We start from the raw sequence: 16,240 nt of genomic DNA on the forward strand, positions 1-16,240 counted from the left end.
GGCATGAGCGAGACCGGTTTCGACGTTGTCGAGGTGCTGAAGCGCCTGCCGCACCGCTATCCCCTGCTACTCGTCGATCGCGTCCAGGAGCTGGTCGTCGATGAACGCATCCATGCGATCAAGGCGGTCAGTTTCAATGAAGATTTCTTCCAGGGGCATTTCCCCGGGGCGCCGATCATGCCGGGCGTGCTCCAGATCGAGGCATTGGCCCAGGCGGCCGGAGTGCTCGCGGTCGAAAGCCTCGGCCTCGCCGGATCCGGCAAGCTCGTCTATTTCATGGCAATCGAGAACGCGAAATTCCGCGCTCCCGTCACGCCGGGCGTGCTGCTCGATCTCAAGGCCAGCTTCGTCCAGAAGCGTTCGCGGGTCTGTAAGTTTGCCGGCGAAGCGAGCGTGGACGGCAAGGTCACCTGCGAAGTCAGCTTCACCGCGATGATCGCTGACGCGCCCGAATAGGCTTGCAAATCTTTGCGCGCGGCGCTAACCGCGCGCCTTCTCCAAACACAGCTGGACCGGTCGGAACCGTTCCGAAGCTAGAAGGACGTTTATCATGAAGGCCGAAGGTCACCCCGATTACCACATGATCACGGTCAAGATGACCGATGGCACCGAATTCCAGACGCGCTCCACCTGGGGCAGCGAAGGCGAAACCCTGACGCTGGAAATCGACCCGACGAGCCACCCGGCATGGACCGGCGGCAAGCAGCAGCTTCAGGAAGGCGGCCGCGTCGCAGCCTTCAACAAGCGCTTCGGCGGCATCAGCCTCAAGAAGTAAGCTTTCGGGTATCACCGAATTCGAAGGGCGGTCCTGCGGGGCCGCCCTTTTTCGTTTCGGTCAGGCAGCACATTCGATGCAGCGGGTCGCGATGGGGCGCGCTTGCAGACGGGCCTCGGCGATCGGCTTGCCGCAATTGGCGCAAGTGCCATAGGTGCCGTTTTCTATCCTCAGCAGTGCATTGCGCACCTGTCCGATTTCCGCGCGCAAGACATCGTCGACCCCTTCCAGAGCCTCGTCGTCGGCAAGGTCGATTGCCTGTTCGCCAAAGTCGGCATCCAGGGGGTGCCGCAGATCATCCTCGATCACCTCCGCACGGTCGAGCAGATCGGCAAGGCGCTGTTCGAGCTGTTGTTTGAGGCCGCTATAGTCGGTCATCGCGATTTCTCCCTTGATCACAGGGATAATTAGCAAGCGACGGCTTGCCAGTAATTGATACGGATCAATCTTCGTAGCGTTCGAAACGCATCACGCCGATGTAGTTGTATTCACCGCTATCGGCCGGATGGTTCTGTCCGTCGAACACCTCGATCTCCGGCAGGTCGAAGATCGTCATGCCGTCAATGCAGGCAAGATTGAGACCGTAGTAATCGGGTTCGGATCGCAACTGGTGGAATGGGTGGATGCCGCATTTCGAGCAAAAGCGATGCTGCGCTTGCCCGCTCCCGAATGTGTAAAGGGTGAGGGCGTCCTCGCCGGCCATGATGGTGCAGTCGGCCATCGGTACGTCGACCATGACCACACCCTTCATCGCGCAGATCGTACAATTGCAGCGCCTGATCACAGGTGCTTCGGGCATGGTGAAGCGAAACCTCACGGTCCCGCAATGGCAGCCGCCTTCGTAAATTTTTCCGCCTTCGATCATCCTACCAACCCCACGGCTTTTCGCGATACCATTTCGTTATGACGTATTTGACGCCGCGGCGCACTTTCATGCCGTGATGGATCGTATTCGGGTTTTCCGAGCCGTCGGGACGCATGTTGTTCCAGCACACCAGCTTGCCGGTTTCAGGCTGGAAATTCTTCTTGATCGCCTTGAACCGCGTCGCGCCACCGGCTTCGACATCGTTGAGATAGATCATGAAGGTCCAGGTGCGCTGGCCCGCGACGGAACAGTACTTGTCCCAGTCCTGTCCGCCGCGATTGAAGTAGTCGCAATGCGGCTTGAACTCTTGGCCGACATCGTAACGCTGGCCCTGCAGGGGTTCGCCATGGGTCGGGTCGATACCGTTCAGAGCGCTGAATAGCGCCTCCATCTCGCGAACCGCGGGTTCTTCTGGCTCTAGGTCGCATGTTTCGCTGGTGCGGAAATACCGATCGTCCCCTGCATCTGCCAGCGTGGAAGGACGGCGGTCCTTCTCGATCAGTTCGATCAGCGTTTCACACAGGGAAGGGCTGACGAAATTCTTCAACTGGAACAGCTCCAGCCTGTCCGAAGGAACACGTTGTACGCCTGGCCGGGCCAGCAGTGTTTCGGCAGAAGATTCGCCCGGTCCGTTCATCGGTTCGCACGATAGTCGCGGGTGCAGCCGCTGCAAGGGGTCGTAAGATAGTTGCGTGCCAGACCCCGCACACGCTTTTTTCCCTTCCCATTGGTCGCACATTGTGCAACAGGCACGCGCCGTTGCGGAAGGCGGGTTGACGCCCGCTCGCCCGCGATTATGTGCCGCCTACCCGGCTGCGTTCCGGGGGCGTGTGGCGATCGTAGCTCAGTTGGTTAGAGCGCCGGTTTGTGGTACCGGAGGTCGCGGGTTCGAACCCCGTCGATCGCCCCATTTTCTGCCCTTCGCGCAGCATGTTGAACTCCTTGCAAGGGGCATAGCGATGACGGCTTTCTGGACCGAAACGGACTTTGACGATCACGAGCTCGTGCAGCTCGTTCGCGACCGGAAGAGCGGCCTGACTGCGATTATCGCGCTGCACTCGACGCATCTCGGCCCGGGCGCCGGTGGGACGCGCTTCTGGCATTATGCGGAGCCGGAAGCGGCCATGCGCGATGCCCTGCGCTTGTCGCGCGGAATGAGCTACAAGAACGCCATGGCCGGCCTTCCGATGGGCGGCGGCAAGGCTGTCATCCTTGCGGATAGCGACAAGACCAAGACCCCCGAAATGCTCGCTGCTTTTGCAGACGCGGTCGAGGCCCTAGGCGGCCAGTATGTGACTGCAGAAGACGTGGGTATCTCCGAAGCCGACATGGCAGCGGTAGCCCAGCGCACCCAGTTCGTGTCCGGCCTGCCGGTCGAGGGCGAGGACGCCGCCGGCGGCGACCCCGGTCCGTTCACTGCCCTCGGCATTTTCCTCGGCATCAAGGCCGCTGTGAAGCACAAGCTCGGCAAAGACAGCATGGACGGCGTGCATGTCGCCCTCCAGGGCGTCGGCAGTGTCGGTGGCGGCGTCGCGAGGCTGCTGGCCAAGGAAGGCGCCAAGCTCACGCTCTCGGATATCAGCGAAGATCGATGCCGGGCGCTGGCGACCGAACTCGATGCAGAATGCGTGGCAAGCGACGCAATCATGTCGGTTCCGTGCGACGTGTTCAGCCCGAACGCGCTTGGCGCGATCCTTGATGACGAGGGTATCGGTCGCCTCGATTGCAAGATCGTGGCGGGCGGCGCGAACAACCAGTTGAAGCGGCCCGAACACGGCCCGATGCTGGCAAAGCGCGGCATCCTGTACGCCCCAGACTACGTCATCAACGCCGGCGGGATCATCTCGGTAACTCTCGAATACCTGTGCCGCCAGGACGAAGCGCCCTGCGACATCAACGAGGTGCGCAAGCGTATCGCGCTGATCCCCGGGCGGCTGAAAGAAATCTGGCAGGAAAGCGATAAGACCGGCGAATCGCCCGATCAGGTCGCCGACCGCCTGGCGCAGGCCCTCATCGGGCGCGGATAAGCGCGATCTTCACTTGCGGGTCAGGCCTGCGCCTGTAAAAGCGCGGGCGACGGCTTTCGATCATGCACGGCTTTGCCAATCCCAAACGGTTCCTTTCCCTCGCCCAGTGGCTGACGCCGCTGTTGCTTGCGAGTGGCCTCATCGTGACGGCAGTCGCGCTGTTCTGGGGCGTCACCTCGGTTCCCCCGGACCGCCTGATGGGAGAGACTGTCCGCATTCTCTTCATCCATGTACCCACCGCATGGCTTGGCATGGGCGGGTGGAGCGCGATTGCGATTTCCAGCCTCGTGTTCCTGGTATGGCGCCATCCGCTGGCCGCCATCGCTGCGCGAGCGGCGGCAGTACCGGGCCTCGTGTTCACCATCATCTGTCTCGCGACCGGCTCTATCTGGGGCCGGCCAACATGGGGCACGTGGTGGGTGTGGGACGGTCGGTTGACCAGCATGCTTGTGCTGGCCTTCCTGTATCTCGCTTACATCGCGCTGGCTCAAGCTGCCGAACGCGAGGGCGTATCCGCGCGCATTCCGGCGATTTTCGGCCTGCTTGGCGCGGTCAACATCCCGATCATCAACCGCAGTGTCGTGTGGTGGAATTCGCTCCACCAACCGCCCAGCATAACCATGGGCAAGAGCGCGATCGATGCGGTTTTCCTGCAGCCGCTGCTTCTGGCGGTACTCGGCTTCTCGCTGATTTTCGGCGGGGTGGTGCTCGCGCGGATGCGCGCTCTTCTCGCCGACATTCAGGCGGAAGCTCGCTTGCGGCGACGCGCGCTGGAGGCGGACTGAAATGCGTGAGTCTCTCGACCAATGGGATTTCGTGCTCGCGGCCTATGTCGTGGCGGTCATCGGGACGCTGGGCATGATCGCCTGGAGCTGGATTGCGATGAAGCGCGCGGAAAAGCGTCGCGAAAACGTGCGCTCCGCTACGAGGAAAACGCGATGAAGGCGAAACACCAAAGGCTGATCCTCATCGTCCTCGCCCTGATCGCTCTGATCGGCGCCGGACTGCTGGCGAGCTATGCTCTGCGCAATCAGGCCAGCTATTTCTACCTGCCGGAGCAAATGGCGGAAAATCCGCCCGAGCCGGGTCAGGCCGTGCGACTTGGCGGGATGGTCGAACCCGGTTCACTGGAAAAGCAGGCCGACGGTATAACTGTGACCTTCGCTGTTACCGGACGTGAAAACTCCCGCATTCCCGTGCGGTTTGCCGGTATTCTTCCTGACCTCTTCGTCGAGGGCTCGGGCGTGGTGGCGGAAGGCCGCCTCGATGCAGGCGGTACCTTCGTTGCCGACAATCTGCTCGCCAAGCACGACGAGAACTACGTGCCGCGCGAACTGGAAGGCATGAGCGAGCATCAGGCAGCCGAGATGGCCAAAGAAACCACGGTGGGCCTCGAATGATCGCAGAACTCGGTCATGCCGCGCTGTGGATGGCGGCGGCCCTGGCTGTGCTGCAACTGGTGGCTGGCGCGCTCGGCGTGCGAGACGGAGAGGCCGAGGGCATAACCATACTCTCGCGCCCTGCGGCGATCCTCCAGGGAGCATTGGCGGCATTCGCTTTCGCGGCCTTACTCTGGGTGTTCGCAATCACCGATCTTTCGGTCAAACTGGTTGCCGCAAATTCCCATTCGATGAAGCCGATGGTGTTCAAGCTCTCGGGCGCCTGGGGCAATCACGAAGGCTCCATGCTCCTTTGGGTCACGGTCATGGCGCTGGCCGGCGCGTTGATTGCAGCAGTCGAACGACGCCTTCCGGAACGCACCATGCAGGCGACATTGGCGGCGCAAGGCTTTGTGGCGCTGGGCTTTTATGCCTTCCTGCTCCTCAGTTCGAACCCGTTCGAGCGGCTGCCGATCCCTGCGGCCGAAGGGCAGGGGCTCAATCCGCTGCTCCAGGATATCGGTCTCGCCTTCCATCCGCCGACCCTTTACTTCGGATACGTCGGTCTGTCGGTCGCGTTCAGCTTCGCCGTCGGCGCCATGCTGACCCGATCCGTCACGCCCGATTTCGCTCGCGCCATGCGTCCTTGGGTGCTCGGCGCATGGGTACTCCTTACGCTCGGCATCACGGCCGGTAGCTATTGGGCCTATTACGAGCTCGGCTGGGGCGGCTGGTGGTTCTGGGACCCAGTCGAGAATGCATCGCTGATGCCCTGGCTGGCGGCGACCGCGCTGCTCCATTCCGTCAGTGTCCTTGCGAGCCGCGATGCCTTGCGGGTCTGGACCATCATGCTGGGCGTGATCGCCTTCTCCATGAGCATGCTCGGGACTTTCCTTGTGCGATCGGGCGTCCTGACAAGTGTGCATGCCTTCGCCGTCGATCCCAAACGTGGCAGTTTTATTCTGGCATTGCTCGCCATCTATATCGGCGGAGCGCTCCTCCTCTTCGCGCTGCGAGCCAACTCGATCAGCGAGGGTGAACGCTTCAGCGTGGCCAGCCGCGAGGGCGCGCTGGTGTTCAACAATGTCATGCTGAGCGCCATTCTCGCCGTGGTTCTGCTGGGTACGCTCTATCCCTTGCTGACCGAGGCTTTCGACGTGCGTGTTTCGGTCGGCCCGCCGTACTTCAATCCGGTGTCGGCGATTTTTGCCCTGCCGATGCTGGCGGTGATGGCCGTCGGCCCGTTGCTACGGTGGCGGCGCGATAGTTTCGGGCGCATTTCCAAGGAACTGGCGCTTATTGCCGCGATCATCGTCGCGGGGCTGATCTTCTTTGCCTTGTTCGAGCGCGTGGCGATCCTTCCGCTTTTGGGACTGGCGCTGGCAATCGCACTGGGCGTGGCAAGCTTCCTTCCGCTGAGGGGACGCAATCTCCGACGCCTTCCGGTCTCGGTCTGGGGCATGGTTGTGGCGCATTTCGGCATAGCCGTCGCCCTCTTCGGAATGGCCAGCGAAAGCGCGTTCTCGAACGAGAAGCTTGCAGCCCTTGAGGTCGGGCAGTCGACCCAGGTCGGACCGTGGGAAGTGAAGCTGGACGGTATCGAGCCGGTTGCCGGACCCAACTGGACCGCAATCGAAGGCCGCATGCTTGCGAGTTACAAGGGCGGTGAGCCCAGCGAGATTGCGCCCCAGTCCCGCAATTTCTGGGCGCCGCCGCAACAGACCACGGAAAGCGTCCTCCTCACGCGCTGGAATGGCCAGCTTTACGCCGTCATGGGTAGTGAGGCCGACGATGGCAGGTGGCAATTGCGCCTGTGGTGGAAGCCGTTCGTGACGCTGATCTGGTACGGCGGAATGCTGATGGCGCTGGGCGGGGTGCTGGCGATTATCGGCCGCGTCCGCCGCGACCTGAAGCGCCGCTCGATCCGGAGAAAGATCGAGGTGCGCCGCGCCGACATGGAGGAATTGCGATGAACTGGCGTGTCTGGCTGCCTCTGATGCTTTTCGCGCTTTTCCTTGGCGTCGCGGCCTATCAGCTGACGCAGCCGAAGGACGATGTCGTGGCGAGCGGCATGATCGGGCAGGAGCTGCCCTATTTCGAGTTGCCGCCTGCGCATTCCGAAAACCCGGGCGTCACCACGGCAGACCTCAGGCACGGCAAGCCGCGACTACTCAATATCTGGGCGAGCTGGTGCCTGCCCTGCATCGCCGAGGCCCCGCAGCTCGAAGCCTTGAAGGAACAAGGCGCCGAGATCGTCGGCATCGCGATCCGCGACGATCCCGAAGACGTGGCGCAGTTCCTTGCGCGGCATGGCAATCCCTACAGCCGTATCGGGCGCGACGACCTTTCGGAAGTGCAGCTGGGCATCGGCTCCTCCGGCGTGCCTGAAACCTTCGTCATCGATGGCAACGGCGTAATTACCTACCAGCATATCGGCGATATCCGCGCGGACGACGTGCCCGTCCTGCTCGAGAAGCTGAGGGAAGCCGGCGCGTGAGACTGCTTGCGGCCTTCCTGATGGCGCTTGTCGCCGCCCCCGTGCTGGCGCAGGGCAGCGCGCCGCCTGCCCCCTACGCCTATCGGCAATTGGACGATCCGGCGCAGGAAGCTGCGGCGCAGGAACTGATGGAGACGTTGCGCTGCCTCAAGTGCCAGTCGCAATCTATTGCGGACAGCGATGCGCCGATGGCCGGGGACATGCGCCACCAGGTCCGCATCCGCATCGCGGCAGGCGAGCAGCCGGAAGAAGTCCGCGCCTGGCTCATGCAGCGCTATGGCGATTACGTCAGCTATGCCCCGGTCGTGAGTGCGCGGACATGGCCACTGTTCGTACTGCCGATAGTCTTCCTCCTGGCCATTGCTGCGGTTCTGTGGCGCCGATTCGGTAAGGGCAGGGCGTGACCTGGTTGCCGATCATCCTCCTCGCTCTTGTTGCGTTCGTGGCCGCCGTGGCTTTCCTGCGCCTGCCGCGCAGCTTGTGGACCTTGCTGGGGGCGACGCTGATCTTCGGCCTCGCGGGCTATGCGATGCAGGGCTCGCCCGGTCAGGGGAGCGCGCCCAAGGCGGCTGCCGGTTCCGAGGCACAGAGCGGCGAACTCCTGGTCTCCGCCCGCCGCGAATTCTTCGGCGAGGGTCAATTGCCCAGCCGCTGGATCGTCACGGGCGACGGTTTCGCCCGCCGCGGGGACTATGCGCAGGCAACCGGACTCTATGCCAATGCAATCAGTGAAAATCCTTCTGATACAGAGGCTTGGCTGGCGACCGGCATTGCGCTGGTCGAACATGCGGAAGGCAATCTGACGCCCGCGGCGATCAATGCCTTCGAACGCGCTGCCAAGCTTCGACCGGAGAATGGCGGAGCGCGCTATTTCCTCGGCCTTTCCTGGCTTCGCGGCGGCGAACCTGCCCGGACACGCGAACTTTGGGTGGAGGCGCTCGAGGCGGCGCCCGAAGATGCCGAGTGGCGCGAGGACCTCGCTATGCGCCTTGCCCGCCTCGATGCGCTGCTTGAAATGGCGGCAGGGCCAAGCGATCCCGATCGGTAACACCTCTGTCTGGCCCATTGCGAGCGTCGCGAGGCGGTGCTAAGCGCCGCGACCTTGCGAAGGACACAGACACTTCGCGGATAGGCGAATGACATTATGCGGCCGGAAACCCACCTTTGAGCACCGATAACACAGCTCCAGTCGATACGGCTGCGCTCGACGGTGCGCGCCGCGAAGGTCCCGGTCAGGCGCACGGCCACGGTCACGGTGCCTCGAAGACCGCGCTGGCGGTCGGCGCTATCGGTATCGTCTTCGGCGATATCGGCACGAGCCCGCTGTACGCATTCCGCGAAACCTTCACCGGTGCCGCCAATATCGCCATCGACCGGATGCACGTCCTGGGCGTCGTCAGCCTGATCTTCTGGTCCATGCTGATCGTCGTCGCGATCCAGTACGTCACGATCCTGATGCGTGCGGATAACAAGGGGCAGGGCGGCAGCCTCGCCCTCGTAGCGCTGCTCAGCCGCCATATCGGCAAATCGCGATGGGGCTGGCTGGTAGTCCTGCTGGGCGTATTCGCGACGTCGCTTTTCTACGGCGACTCCATGATTACCCCGGCGATTTCCGTCCTTTCCGCAGTCGAGGGCCTGACGGTGGTCGATCACCGCCTGGACCCGCTGGTCATACCGATCGCCCTTGTCCTTCTGGTCTGCCTGTTCCTGTTGCAAAGCCGGGGGACTGCGAAGGTGGGTGCGCTCTTCGCGCCGGTCATGATCGTCTATTTCGTGACCATTGCCGGGCTGGGTCTCAATCAGATCTGGCAGAACCCCGACATCCTGTGGGCCTTGAACCCCTATTACGCCTTCATGTTCTTCGTCACCGACGGTGTGGTGGCATTCCTCGCGCTGGGCGCGGTCGTGCTTGCGGTGACCGGTTCCGAAGCGCTCTATTCGGACATGGGCCATTTCGGACGCGGACCGATGCGCCTGAGCTGGTTCGGCTTCGTGATGCCGTGCCTCCTGCTGAACTATTTCGGACAGGGCGCGATGATTGCGGGGCTCCCGCCGGAGCAGGCGGCCATTGCCGCGGCAAACCCCTTCTTCCTGCTGGCGAGCGAGGAATACCGCCTGCCGCTCGTCATCCTGGCAACGATGGCGACATTCATCGCCAGCCAGGCAGTTATTTCCGGAGCGTTCTCGATTACCCATCAGGCCATGCAGCTGGGCTTCATGCCGCGCATGTCGATCCGCCACACCAGCGAGACCGAGGCAGGCCAGATCTACATTCCGGTCATCAACTGGGCGCTGATGGTGGCGGTCATCATCCTCGTCCTGACCTTCCAGAACTCGTCCAGCCTCGCCAGCGCTTACGGTATCGCAGTGACGGGTGCGGTGACCATCGACACGCTGCTGATGGGCGTGCTGTTCGTTGGCGTGTGGAAGTGGAAGTGGTGGTACGCTCTGCCCGTGGTGACCTTCTTCCTGATCGTCGACGGCGCCTATTTCGCGGCCAATCTGGTGAAGATTCCGGATGGCGGCTGGTTCCCGCTGGTCGTCGGTCTCGTTGCCTTCACGCTGCTCACCACCTGGTCGCGCGGACGCAAGCTGATGCGCGAACGCATGAGCGAGACGGCGCTGCCCATCGAAATCTTCGCCAAGAGTGCCAAGAACAGCGCCACCCGCGTGCCTGGCACGGCGATCTTCATGGCCAGCCAGACCGCAGGCGTTCCCTCCGCGCTGCTGCACAATATCAAGCACAACAAGGTGCTGCACGAACGCGTCGTGATCCTGACGGTCCTGATTGCCGACACGCCTTATGTCGACGCCAGCGAACGTTGCGAGATGGTCGATCTCGGCGACGGCTTCTACCGCGCGGTGCTGCACTATGGCTTCATGCAGGAAACCGACGTGCCCCAGGGCCTGAAGGAAATGGGCCGCTGTGGCGGCGAGTTCGACATGATGCACACCAGCTTCTTCCTGTCGCGCCAGACGCTGCTCGCCAGCGACAAGCCCGGTATGCCGATCTGGCGAGAAAAGATCTTCGCCTGGATGTTGAGGAACGCCGCAACCGCGATGGACTTCTTCAGGCTGCCGACGAACCGCGTGGTCGAACTTGGTAGCCAGGTCGAGATTTGATGATGGCGTAAGGGATCGGGGTGACAAAGGCGACACCCTGTCAACTTCCGCATTTGGCTTTACTACACTGAATTGAAAGCGAAATTCTCGCGCCCGAGCGGGTGACAGTTCGCTGCGTCGCTACTTCGGGACCGGTCGCAATGCCATTGGGCATCCCTGCCGCAAGGCACCCGCAGTAGGAAAGCGTTTCCCCGATCACCCGGTCGGCGGTTCGTCCTGCATGACCTCGTCGGTATCCTCGAACGAGAGGCCGTGGCGCAGCAGCATCGGTATCTGCGTGAAGGTGAACAGGAAGGTCAGCGGCAGGAACACCCACAGCTTCGCCCAGAGCCAGCCCTCGAAGCTCATCGTGCGCACCAGCACCTCGTTGAGGCCGGCGAGTGCGAAGAAGAAGAAACCCCAGTTCCGCGACAGCTTGAGCCATCCTTCGTGGGTGACGCCCTCAAAGGCGGCTCCGAGCAGGACCTGGAGCCACGCCCGGTTGCGCAGCCAGCCGATGACGAGGACGACGCCGAAAAGCAGGTAGATTGCCGTCGGCTTGAACTGGATGAAGCGTTCGTCCTGCAGCCAGATGGTCAACGTGCCGAAGCCGACGATCAGCGTGGTCGACAGGATCAGCATCGGGCTGACCTTGCCGAACTTCCACTTGCTGAAGGCGAGGGCGACCACGGCGGCGACCATAAAGGCGATCGTGCCGTAAATGACCGCCGCAATCTCGCCGAATGTCGAAGTCTCTGGCGGTTCGTAAAACTTGTAGACGCCGAGGAAGACCAGCAGGGGGCCGTAATCGACCAGCGTATGGAGCCAGCCGGTCTTCTGTTTGGGCTTCGTTTCGCTCATCAAGCAATCCCCGCAATGACGCGCGCCACGAGGTCAGGGTCGAAGGGGCGCAAATCGTCGATTTTCTCGCCGACGCCGATGGCGTGGATCGGAAGTCCGTATTGTTCCGCCGCCTGCACCAGCACGCCGCCGCGCGCGGTTCCGTCGAGCTTCGTCATGACGAGGCCGGTGACGCCTGCCACTTCCTTGAACACGTCGATCTGGGACAGGGCGTTCTGGCCGTTGGTGGCATCGAGCACCAGCACCACGTCATGCGGCGCTTCGGGATTGAGACGGCCGAGGACTTTGCGGATCTTGGCCAGCTCGTCCATCAGCTCGCGCTTGTTCTGTAGGCGGCCTGCGGTGTCGACGATCAGCACGTCGGTGCCGATCTCGGTGCCCTTCTTGACGGCGTCGAACACGATCGAGGCGGGATCGCCGCCTTCAGGCCCGCGCACGATGGGCACGCCCACGCGGTCTGCCCAGGTCTGGAGCTGGCCGATGGCGGCCGCGCGAAAGGTGTCTCCGGCGGCGAGCATGACGTTGTAATCGTCCTCGACGAAAAGGTGGGCGAGCTTGGCGATGGTCGTCGTCTTGCCGCTGCCGTTCACGCCGATCACGAGCAGGACCTGCGGACGCGGAAAGGCCGTGATTTCGAGCGGCTTTGCGACGGGGCGCAGGATAGCCGCGATTTCCTCGGCAACCGCTTCCTTCAGTTCCTGCGCGCTGATTTCCAGGCCGAAGCGCTTGTCCCGCAGCTTCTCCCGGATGCGCGCGGCCGCGCTCGGGCCGAGGTCGGACATGATGAGCGCATCCTCGACATCGTCGAGCGTCGCATCGTCCAGCTTCGCCTTGCTGACGACTTCGGTCAGGTTTTCGGACAGGCGTTCCGACGTTTTCTTGAAGCCGCCGAACAGGCGCTCGGTCCAGCTGGGTTTGCTCATGCCAGGAGGTCGTCCTCGAATTTGGTGGGGGTGATCGTGACGATCCGCCCCGGCTCGGTACCGGCGGGCAGGTCCACCCGCGCGAAGTTTTCCGCATAGCCAGTGCCGTCGCGTTCCGCGAGGACATTGAGCGGCTTATCGACGAGCGTTGCCAGCCAGTCTGCACGGGTCTTCGCCACCGCCTCGCGCAATTCGGCAGCGCGCTGCTTGATCGTCGCGCGGTCCACTTGCGGCATGCGCGCGGCGGGGGTGCCGGGGCGGGGTGAATATGGGAAGATGTGGCCGTGCACGATGCCAAGATCGCGAATGATCGAAAGGTTGGCCTCGTGATGCTCCACGGTCTCGGTCGGGAAACCGGCGATGAGGTCGGCGCCCACGGCAAGGTCCGGGCGGCGGTCCTTGAGGCGCCACACCAGGTCGACCGCATCGGCGCGGCTGTGGCGGCGCTTCATGCGCTTGAGGATGAGGTCATGCCCATGCTGCATGGACAGGTGCAGATGCGGCATCAGGCGCGGCTCACCGGCGAACAGCTCGAACAGGGCCTCGTCGATCTCGATCCCGTCGAGCGACGACATCCTGAGGCGCGGCAGGGTGGGGAAAGCGTCTAGCACGGCGCGCACCATCGCGCCCAATTGCGGCTTGCCCGGAAGGTCGTGGCCCCATGACGTGACGTCGACGCCGGTCAGCACCACCTCGGCGGCGCCCTGGTCCACGTGAAGGGCCACTTCGCGGATCACCGCGTCCACGGACATCGAGCGGCTGGCACCGCGCCCCTGCGGGATCACGCAAAAGGTACAGGCGTGGTCGCAGCCGTTCTGCACGGCCACGAAGGCGCGCGTGCGGCGCTTGGGGACCGGAAAAGCTTGCGCCGGGACGTTCCATGCGCGCGGGTCGAGCTTTGCGTCATTGGCGATGAGGCCATCGACCTCGGGCATCGCCGCCAGCTCGGCGCGCTCGATCTCAGCGGCGCATCCGGTGACGAGCAGGCGTGCATCGGGGTTGGCGCGGCGCGCGCGGCGGATTGCCTGGCGCGTCTGGCGCACCGCCTCGCTGGTGACCGCGCAGCTGTTGACGACGACGAGGTTCTCCTCGCCCGCCAGCATGGTGCGCATCCGCTCGCTTTCGGAGATGTTGAGGCGGCAGCCGAGCGACACGATCTGCGGCATTTTGGCAGGCGCGTTCATGCGAAGTCGTCCCACTCGAAAGAGCCGCGGAAGCTTTCGCTGGCGGGGCCGGTCATGCGGATCGTTTCGCCCTCGCTCCAGGCGATCTGCAGGTCGCCGCCGGGCAGGGCCACGGTCACTTCGCTGTCGACAAGCCGTCGGCGCATGGCATGGACCGCAGTGGCGCAGGCACCCGTACCGCACGCCTTGGTCAGTCCCGCGCCGCGTTCCCACACGCGCAGCCTGATCCTTCCGCGGTCTTCGATGGTCGCGACGTTCACGTTGACTCGTTCGGGAAACAGCGGGTCGTTCTCGATTTCCGGTCCCAGGCGGTCGAGCGGGACCGTATCGCAATCGTCCACGAAGAAGATCACGTGCGGATTGCCGACATTCACCGCTCCGGGATTTTCCAGCATTTCCCAGGCGACGGGCATGGAGAGCGTGTCCATCGGATAGGCGAGCGGGATCGCATCCCAGTCGAAGCGCGGCGCGCCCATGTCGACGCTGGCGCCGCCATGGCGCGGCGAGGCGGCCAGCATGCCGCCAGCCGTCTCGATCGTGGCATCGCTGCCGTGCAGCATGGCCACGGCGCGCGTCGCATTGCCGCAGGCCCCGACTTCGCCGCCGTCGTGATTGTAGATCCGCATGCGGAAATCAGCCCTTTCGCTGGGCTGCAACAGGATCAGCTGGTCGCAGCCGATACCCGTGTACCGGTCGGCGATACCGCGAACGATGCGCTCTTCCAGATCGGGCAGGGCATTTTCGCGCGCATCGAGCACGACGAAATCATTGCCTAATCCATGCATCTTGATGAAGGGAATGCGCATCTTGGCGCGCATCTATGCCTTCACGGGGCCAGCGTAAAGTATCAGCCCGCGCGCTTGCCCGTCCCGGCCTTGTCGTCCCGCTTCCTGCGTTCGGCCTCGAGGTCGAGGACTTCCTCGCCTTCCGAGGCGAGGAGTTGCTGTGCCGAGAGGCGTTCCAGCACCTTGGCCGCAGGTTCGGGGCGGCCGTAATGGTATCCCTGTCCCTTCATGCGGCCCATGGTCTTGAGCACCTCGTGGATCGCCTCGTTCTCGATCCCCTCGGCCGTGATCGGCAGCTTCAGGCCATCGCTCATCGCGACGATCGCGTCGACGAGGGCGGTGTTGTTTTCATCGGCACGCAGTTCGCTGATGAAGCTGCGGTCGATCTTGAGGCGGTCGAAGGGCAGGCTGCGCAGCTGCGAGAGGCTGGAATAGCCGGTCCCGAAATCGTCGAGGCTGACGTGGACGCCCTGGTTGCGCAGCGAGGTGATCATCGAGCGCACCATGCCGATATTCTCGTGCAGACAGGTTTCGGTGATCTCGATATCGAGGCGGTGCGGCGGGAAGCGGTGCTTCACCAGCAATTTCAGCACCTTTTGCGCAAACCACGGGTCGCGCATCTGCACGGGCGAGATGTTCACCGACAAGGTGAGCTTGTCGTCCCACTGCTTCGCGTCTTCGAAAGCCTGCGCGATCAACCGTTCCGACAATTCGCCGATCACGCCGATTTCTTCCGCGATCGGGATGAAGATGTCCGGTCCCACCACGCCCAGTTCGGGCGATTCCCAGCGGGCGAGCATTTCGAAACCGACCAGGCTGTCGGTCTCCAGGTCGACCTGCTGTTCGTAATAGGGCACGAATTCGCCGTTCGCGATCCCGGCACGGATGCCCGATTCCAGCTTGTTGCGGAACCGCAGCTCGTTTTCCATCGGCGGCTCGAACCAGTAGAAGCGGTTCTTGCCCTGCTTCTTGGCGTGGTACATCGCGATGTCGGCCTTGTGCATCAGTGCCTGGGCCCCGCTGCGCCCTTCCTCGAGCGCCTCAAGGTGGACGGAACTGGCGATGCCGAGCGACACTGTCACGTCGAGCGCGGCGCCGTCATGCTGGACGGAAGTTGCCACTCGTTCGACCATGCGGGTCGCCAAATGTTCGATCCGGTCGGGGGCAGAGGCATGATAGGGCACGACGCACAGGAATTCGTCGCCGCCGATGCGCGCCAGCACGCCGCCGGTGGGAAGCACGCGCTCCAGCCGCTCGGCAGTCGCGCGCAGCACGGCATCGCCTGCCGCGTGGCCATTGAGGTCGTTCACCTGCTTGAAGTTGTCGAGATCGACCGCAATCGCGGCGAGCGCGCGATCGGCGCTGCACTCCTGTTCCAGAAGAACCGCGAGGCGGGCGGCGAAACTGCGGCGGTTGAGGCAGCCGGTCAGGTCGTCGATCTCGGCGAGGCGGCGCGCTTCCTCCTCGGAGCGGCGGCGTTCGACCAGTTCGACGTTCAGCGCCTTGTAGCGCCTCCAGCCAAGGAGGATGAGAGCGATATTGAGGATCAGCGCATTGGTCAGGACGGCGTCGGTGCCACCGACGGCGCCGCTCCAGGTCTTGACGATGTTGGGCAGTGCCACGCCGGCCGTGCCGACGAACAGGATCATCGCGGCAAAGGCGATACCCTGCGTTACCAGGTCATGGCGAGTCGAGCCGGCGAGGTCCTGCGACCCGCTATCCGCCCGATCCGGCCGCTTTCCTGAGATGTTCTTACCCAAAAGGTCCCCCGGACACGCTCGTGTTCCATGCGTGCCTAAGGGAGGATGTCTAAAAACCCGTTAACCGGAACCCACTGTCGCG

At 63.3% G+C, this 16,240-nt stretch carries 19 protein-coding genes and 1 tRNA gene; 12 read left to right on the top strand and 8 right to left on the bottom strand.

Translation table 11 applies throughout. The features are described 5' to 3' along the window. Positions 1–3 precede the first annotated feature (3 nt). Entirely contained in the window at positions 4–456 is a 453-nt protein-coding gene (gene fabZ, locus K3179_RS09955; protein ID WP_221564555.1) for a 3-hydroxyacyl-ACP dehydratase FabZ, read from the top strand. A 94-nt stretch (positions 457–550) separates the two neighbouring features. Further along, entirely contained in the window at positions 551–775 is a 225-nt protein-coding gene (gene rpmE, locus K3179_RS09960) for a 50S ribosomal protein L31 (RefSeq protein ID WP_090481408.1), read from the top strand. Positions 776–835: 60 nt separating this feature from the next. Here rpmE and K3179_RS09965 read toward each other — a convergent pair whose 3' ends face one another. The 3 genes from K3179_RS09965 to K3179_RS09975 form a co-directional block, all read right to left on the bottom strand. Further along, positions 836–1,153, bottom strand: a complete 318-nt coding sequence (locus tag K3179_RS09965; RefSeq protein ID WP_090481412.1) for a TraR/DksA family transcriptional regulator — start codon at positions 1,151–1,153, stop codon at positions 836–838. A 64-nt stretch (positions 1,154–1,217) separates the two neighbouring features. After that, the gene (locus K3179_RS09970; RefSeq protein WP_221564557.1) at positions 1,218–1,640 is read right to left on the bottom strand and encodes a GFA family protein; all 423 of its coding nucleotides are present in this window, start codon (positions 1,638–1,640) and stop codon (positions 1,218–1,220) included. A gap of 1 nt (position 1,641) precedes the next feature. Next, entirely contained in the window at positions 1,642–2,277 is a 636-nt protein-coding gene (locus K3179_RS09975) for a prolyl hydroxylase family protein (protein ID WP_221564559.1), read from the bottom strand. Between the two features lie 196 nt (positions 2,278–2,473). Here K3179_RS09975 and K3179_RS09980 point away from each other — a divergent pair. From K3179_RS09980 to K3179_RS10025, 10 genes are all read left to right on the top strand, one after another. Continuing rightward, a tRNA-His gene (locus K3179_RS09980) sits at positions 2,474–2,550 on the top strand. Positions 2,551–2,599: 49 nt separating this feature from the next. Further along, on the top strand, positions 2,600–3,667 hold the full coding sequence (locus K3179_RS09985; protein ID WP_221564561.1) for a Leu/Phe/Val dehydrogenase: 1,068 nt from the start codon (positions 2,600–2,602) through the stop codon (positions 3,665–3,667). A gap of 62 nt (positions 3,668–3,729) precedes the next feature. Then, positions 3,730–4,452 carry a heme ABC transporter permease CcmC gene (ccmC, locus tag K3179_RS09990; protein ID WP_221564563.1) on the top strand — a complete coding sequence of 241 codons (723 nt, stop codon included), beginning with the start codon at positions 3,730–3,732 and terminating at the stop codon, positions 4,450–4,452. A gap of 1 nt (position 4,453) precedes the next feature. Next, positions 4,454–4,609, top strand: coding sequence for a hypothetical protein (locus K3179_RS09995; protein ID WP_221564565.1), 156 nt, complete (start codon positions 4,454–4,456; stop codon positions 4,607–4,609). Further along, the gene (ccmE, locus tag K3179_RS10000; RefSeq protein ID WP_221564567.1) at positions 4,606–5,067 is read left to right on the top strand and encodes a cytochrome c maturation protein CcmE; all 462 of its coding nucleotides are present in this window, start codon (positions 4,606–4,608) and stop codon (positions 5,065–5,067) included. Before K3179_RS09995 ends, ccmE begins: the two co-directional genes overlap by 4 nt. Then, positions 5,064–7,019, top strand: a complete 1,956-nt coding sequence (locus tag K3179_RS10005) for a heme lyase CcmF/NrfE family subunit (protein WP_221564569.1) — start codon at positions 5,064–5,066, stop codon at positions 7,017–7,019. Before ccmE ends, K3179_RS10005 begins: the two co-directional genes overlap by 4 nt. Next, positions 7,016–7,543, top strand: a complete 528-nt coding sequence (locus K3179_RS10010; protein ID WP_221564571.1) for a DsbE family thiol:disulfide interchange protein — start codon at positions 7,016–7,018, stop codon at positions 7,541–7,543. Before K3179_RS10005 ends, K3179_RS10010 begins: the two co-directional genes overlap by 4 nt. Before the next feature lie 20 nt (positions 7,544–7,563). Then, positions 7,564–7,947, top strand: a complete 384-nt coding sequence (locus K3179_RS10015; RefSeq protein WP_221565556.1) for a cytochrome c-type biogenesis protein — start codon at positions 7,564–7,566, stop codon at positions 7,945–7,947. After that, positions 7,944–8,591, top strand: a complete 648-nt coding sequence (locus K3179_RS10020; protein ID WP_221564573.1) for a tetratricopeptide repeat protein — start codon at positions 7,944–7,946, stop codon at positions 8,589–8,591. The genes K3179_RS10015 and K3179_RS10020 overlap by 4 nt, the downstream gene beginning before the upstream one ends. A gap of 116 nt (positions 8,592–8,707) precedes the next feature. After that, positions 8,708–10,666 (top strand): potassium transporter Kup, encoded by a 1,959-nt coding sequence (locus tag K3179_RS10025; protein ID WP_221564575.1) that lies wholly within the window; start codon positions 8,708–8,710, stop codon positions 10,664–10,666. 195 nt (positions 10,667–10,861) lie between these two features. Here the strand turns inward: K3179_RS10025 and K3179_RS10030 are convergent, their stop codons facing one another. The 5 genes from K3179_RS10030 to K3179_RS10050 are packed head-to-tail and all read right to left on the bottom strand — an operon-like array spanning position 10,862 to position 16,158. Further along, positions 10,862–11,506 (bottom strand): inner membrane-spanning protein YciB, encoded by a 645-nt coding sequence (locus K3179_RS10030; RefSeq protein WP_221564577.1) that lies wholly within the window; start codon positions 11,504–11,506, stop codon positions 10,862–10,864. Beyond that, positions 11,506–12,429, bottom strand: a complete 924-nt coding sequence (gene ftsY / locus K3179_RS10035; RefSeq protein ID WP_090481444.1) for a signal recognition particle-docking protein FtsY — start codon at positions 12,427–12,429, stop codon at positions 11,506–11,508. The genes K3179_RS10030 and ftsY overlap by 1 nt, the downstream gene beginning before the upstream one ends. Then, positions 12,426–13,613, bottom strand: coding sequence for a MiaB/RimO family radical SAM methylthiotransferase (locus K3179_RS10040; RefSeq protein ID WP_221564587.1), 1,188 nt, complete (start codon positions 13,611–13,613; stop codon positions 12,426–12,428). The genes ftsY and K3179_RS10040 overlap by 4 nt, the downstream gene beginning before the upstream one ends. Further along, on the bottom strand, positions 13,610–14,419 hold the full coding sequence (dapF, locus tag K3179_RS10045) for a diaminopimelate epimerase (protein ID WP_221565559.1): 810 nt from the start codon (positions 14,417–14,419) through the stop codon (positions 13,610–13,612). The genes K3179_RS10040 and dapF overlap by 4 nt, the downstream gene beginning before the upstream one ends. A 41-nt stretch (positions 14,420–14,460) precedes the next feature. Beyond that, positions 14,461–16,158 (bottom strand): putative bifunctional diguanylate cyclase/phosphodiesterase, encoded by a 1,698-nt coding sequence (locus K3179_RS10050; protein WP_247712933.1) that lies wholly within the window; start codon positions 16,156–16,158, stop codon positions 14,461–14,463. Positions 16,159–16,240 lie beyond the last annotated feature (82 nt).

Origin of the sequence: Qipengyuania intermedia (assembly GCF_019711615.1) — a bacterium.
Classification (GTDB): domain Bacteria; phylum Pseudomonadota; class Alphaproteobacteria; order Sphingomonadales; family Sphingomonadaceae; genus Qipengyuania; species Qipengyuania intermedia.

Bases quoted from the DNA above. Each gene is read 5' to 3' on its own strand.
- fabZ (WP_221564555.1), top strand. From the start codon at position 4: ATGAGCGAGACCGGTTTCGACGTTGTCGAGGTGCTGAAGCGCCTGCCG.
- rpmE (WP_090481408.1), top strand. From the start codon at position 551: ATGAAGGCCGAAGGTCACCCCGATTACCACATGATCACGGTCAAGATG.
- K3179_RS09965 (WP_090481412.1), bottom strand. From the start codon at position 1,153: ATGACCGACTATAGCGGCCTCAAACAACAGCTCGAACAGCGCCTTGCC.
- K3179_RS09970 (WP_221564557.1), bottom strand. From the start codon at position 1,640: ATGATCGAAGGCGGAAAAATTTACGAAGGCGGCTGCCATTGCGGGACC.
- K3179_RS09975 (WP_221564559.1), bottom strand. From the start codon at position 2,277: ATGAACGGACCGGGCGAATCTTCTGCCGAAACACTGCTGGCCCGGCCA.
- K3179_RS09985 (WP_221564561.1), top strand. From the start codon at position 2,600: ATGACGGCTTTCTGGACCGAAACGGACTTTGACGATCACGAGCTCGTG.
- ccmC (WP_221564563.1), top strand. From the start codon at position 3,730: ATGCACGGCTTTGCCAATCCCAAACGGTTCCTTTCCCTCGCCCAGTGG.
- K3179_RS09995 (WP_221564565.1), top strand. From the start codon at position 4,454: ATGCGTGAGTCTCTCGACCAATGGGATTTCGTGCTCGCGGCCTATGTC.
- ccmE (WP_221564567.1), top strand. From the start codon at position 4,606: ATGAAGGCGAAACACCAAAGGCTGATCCTCATCGTCCTCGCCCTGATC.
- K3179_RS10005 (WP_221564569.1), top strand. From the start codon at position 5,064: ATGATCGCAGAACTCGGTCATGCCGCGCTGTGGATGGCGGCGGCCCTG.
- K3179_RS10010 (WP_221564571.1), top strand. From the start codon at position 7,016: ATGAACTGGCGTGTCTGGCTGCCTCTGATGCTTTTCGCGCTTTTCCTT.
- K3179_RS10015 (WP_221565556.1), top strand. From the start codon at position 7,564: ATGGCGCTTGTCGCCGCCCCCGTGCTGGCGCAGGGCAGCGCGCCGCCT.
- K3179_RS10030 (WP_221564577.1), bottom strand. From the start codon at position 11,506: ATGAGCGAAACGAAGCCCAAACAGAAGACCGGCTGGCTCCATACGCTG.
- ftsY (WP_090481444.1), bottom strand. From the start codon at position 12,429: ATGAGCAAACCCAGCTGGACCGAGCGCCTGTTCGGCGGCTTCAAGAAA.
- K3179_RS10040 (WP_221564587.1), bottom strand. From the start codon at position 13,613: ATGAACGCGCCTGCCAAAATGCCGCAGATCGTGTCGCTCGGCTGCCGC.
- dapF (WP_221565559.1), bottom strand. From the start codon at position 14,419: ATGCGCATTCCCTTCATCAAGATGCATGGATTAGGCAATGATTTCGTC.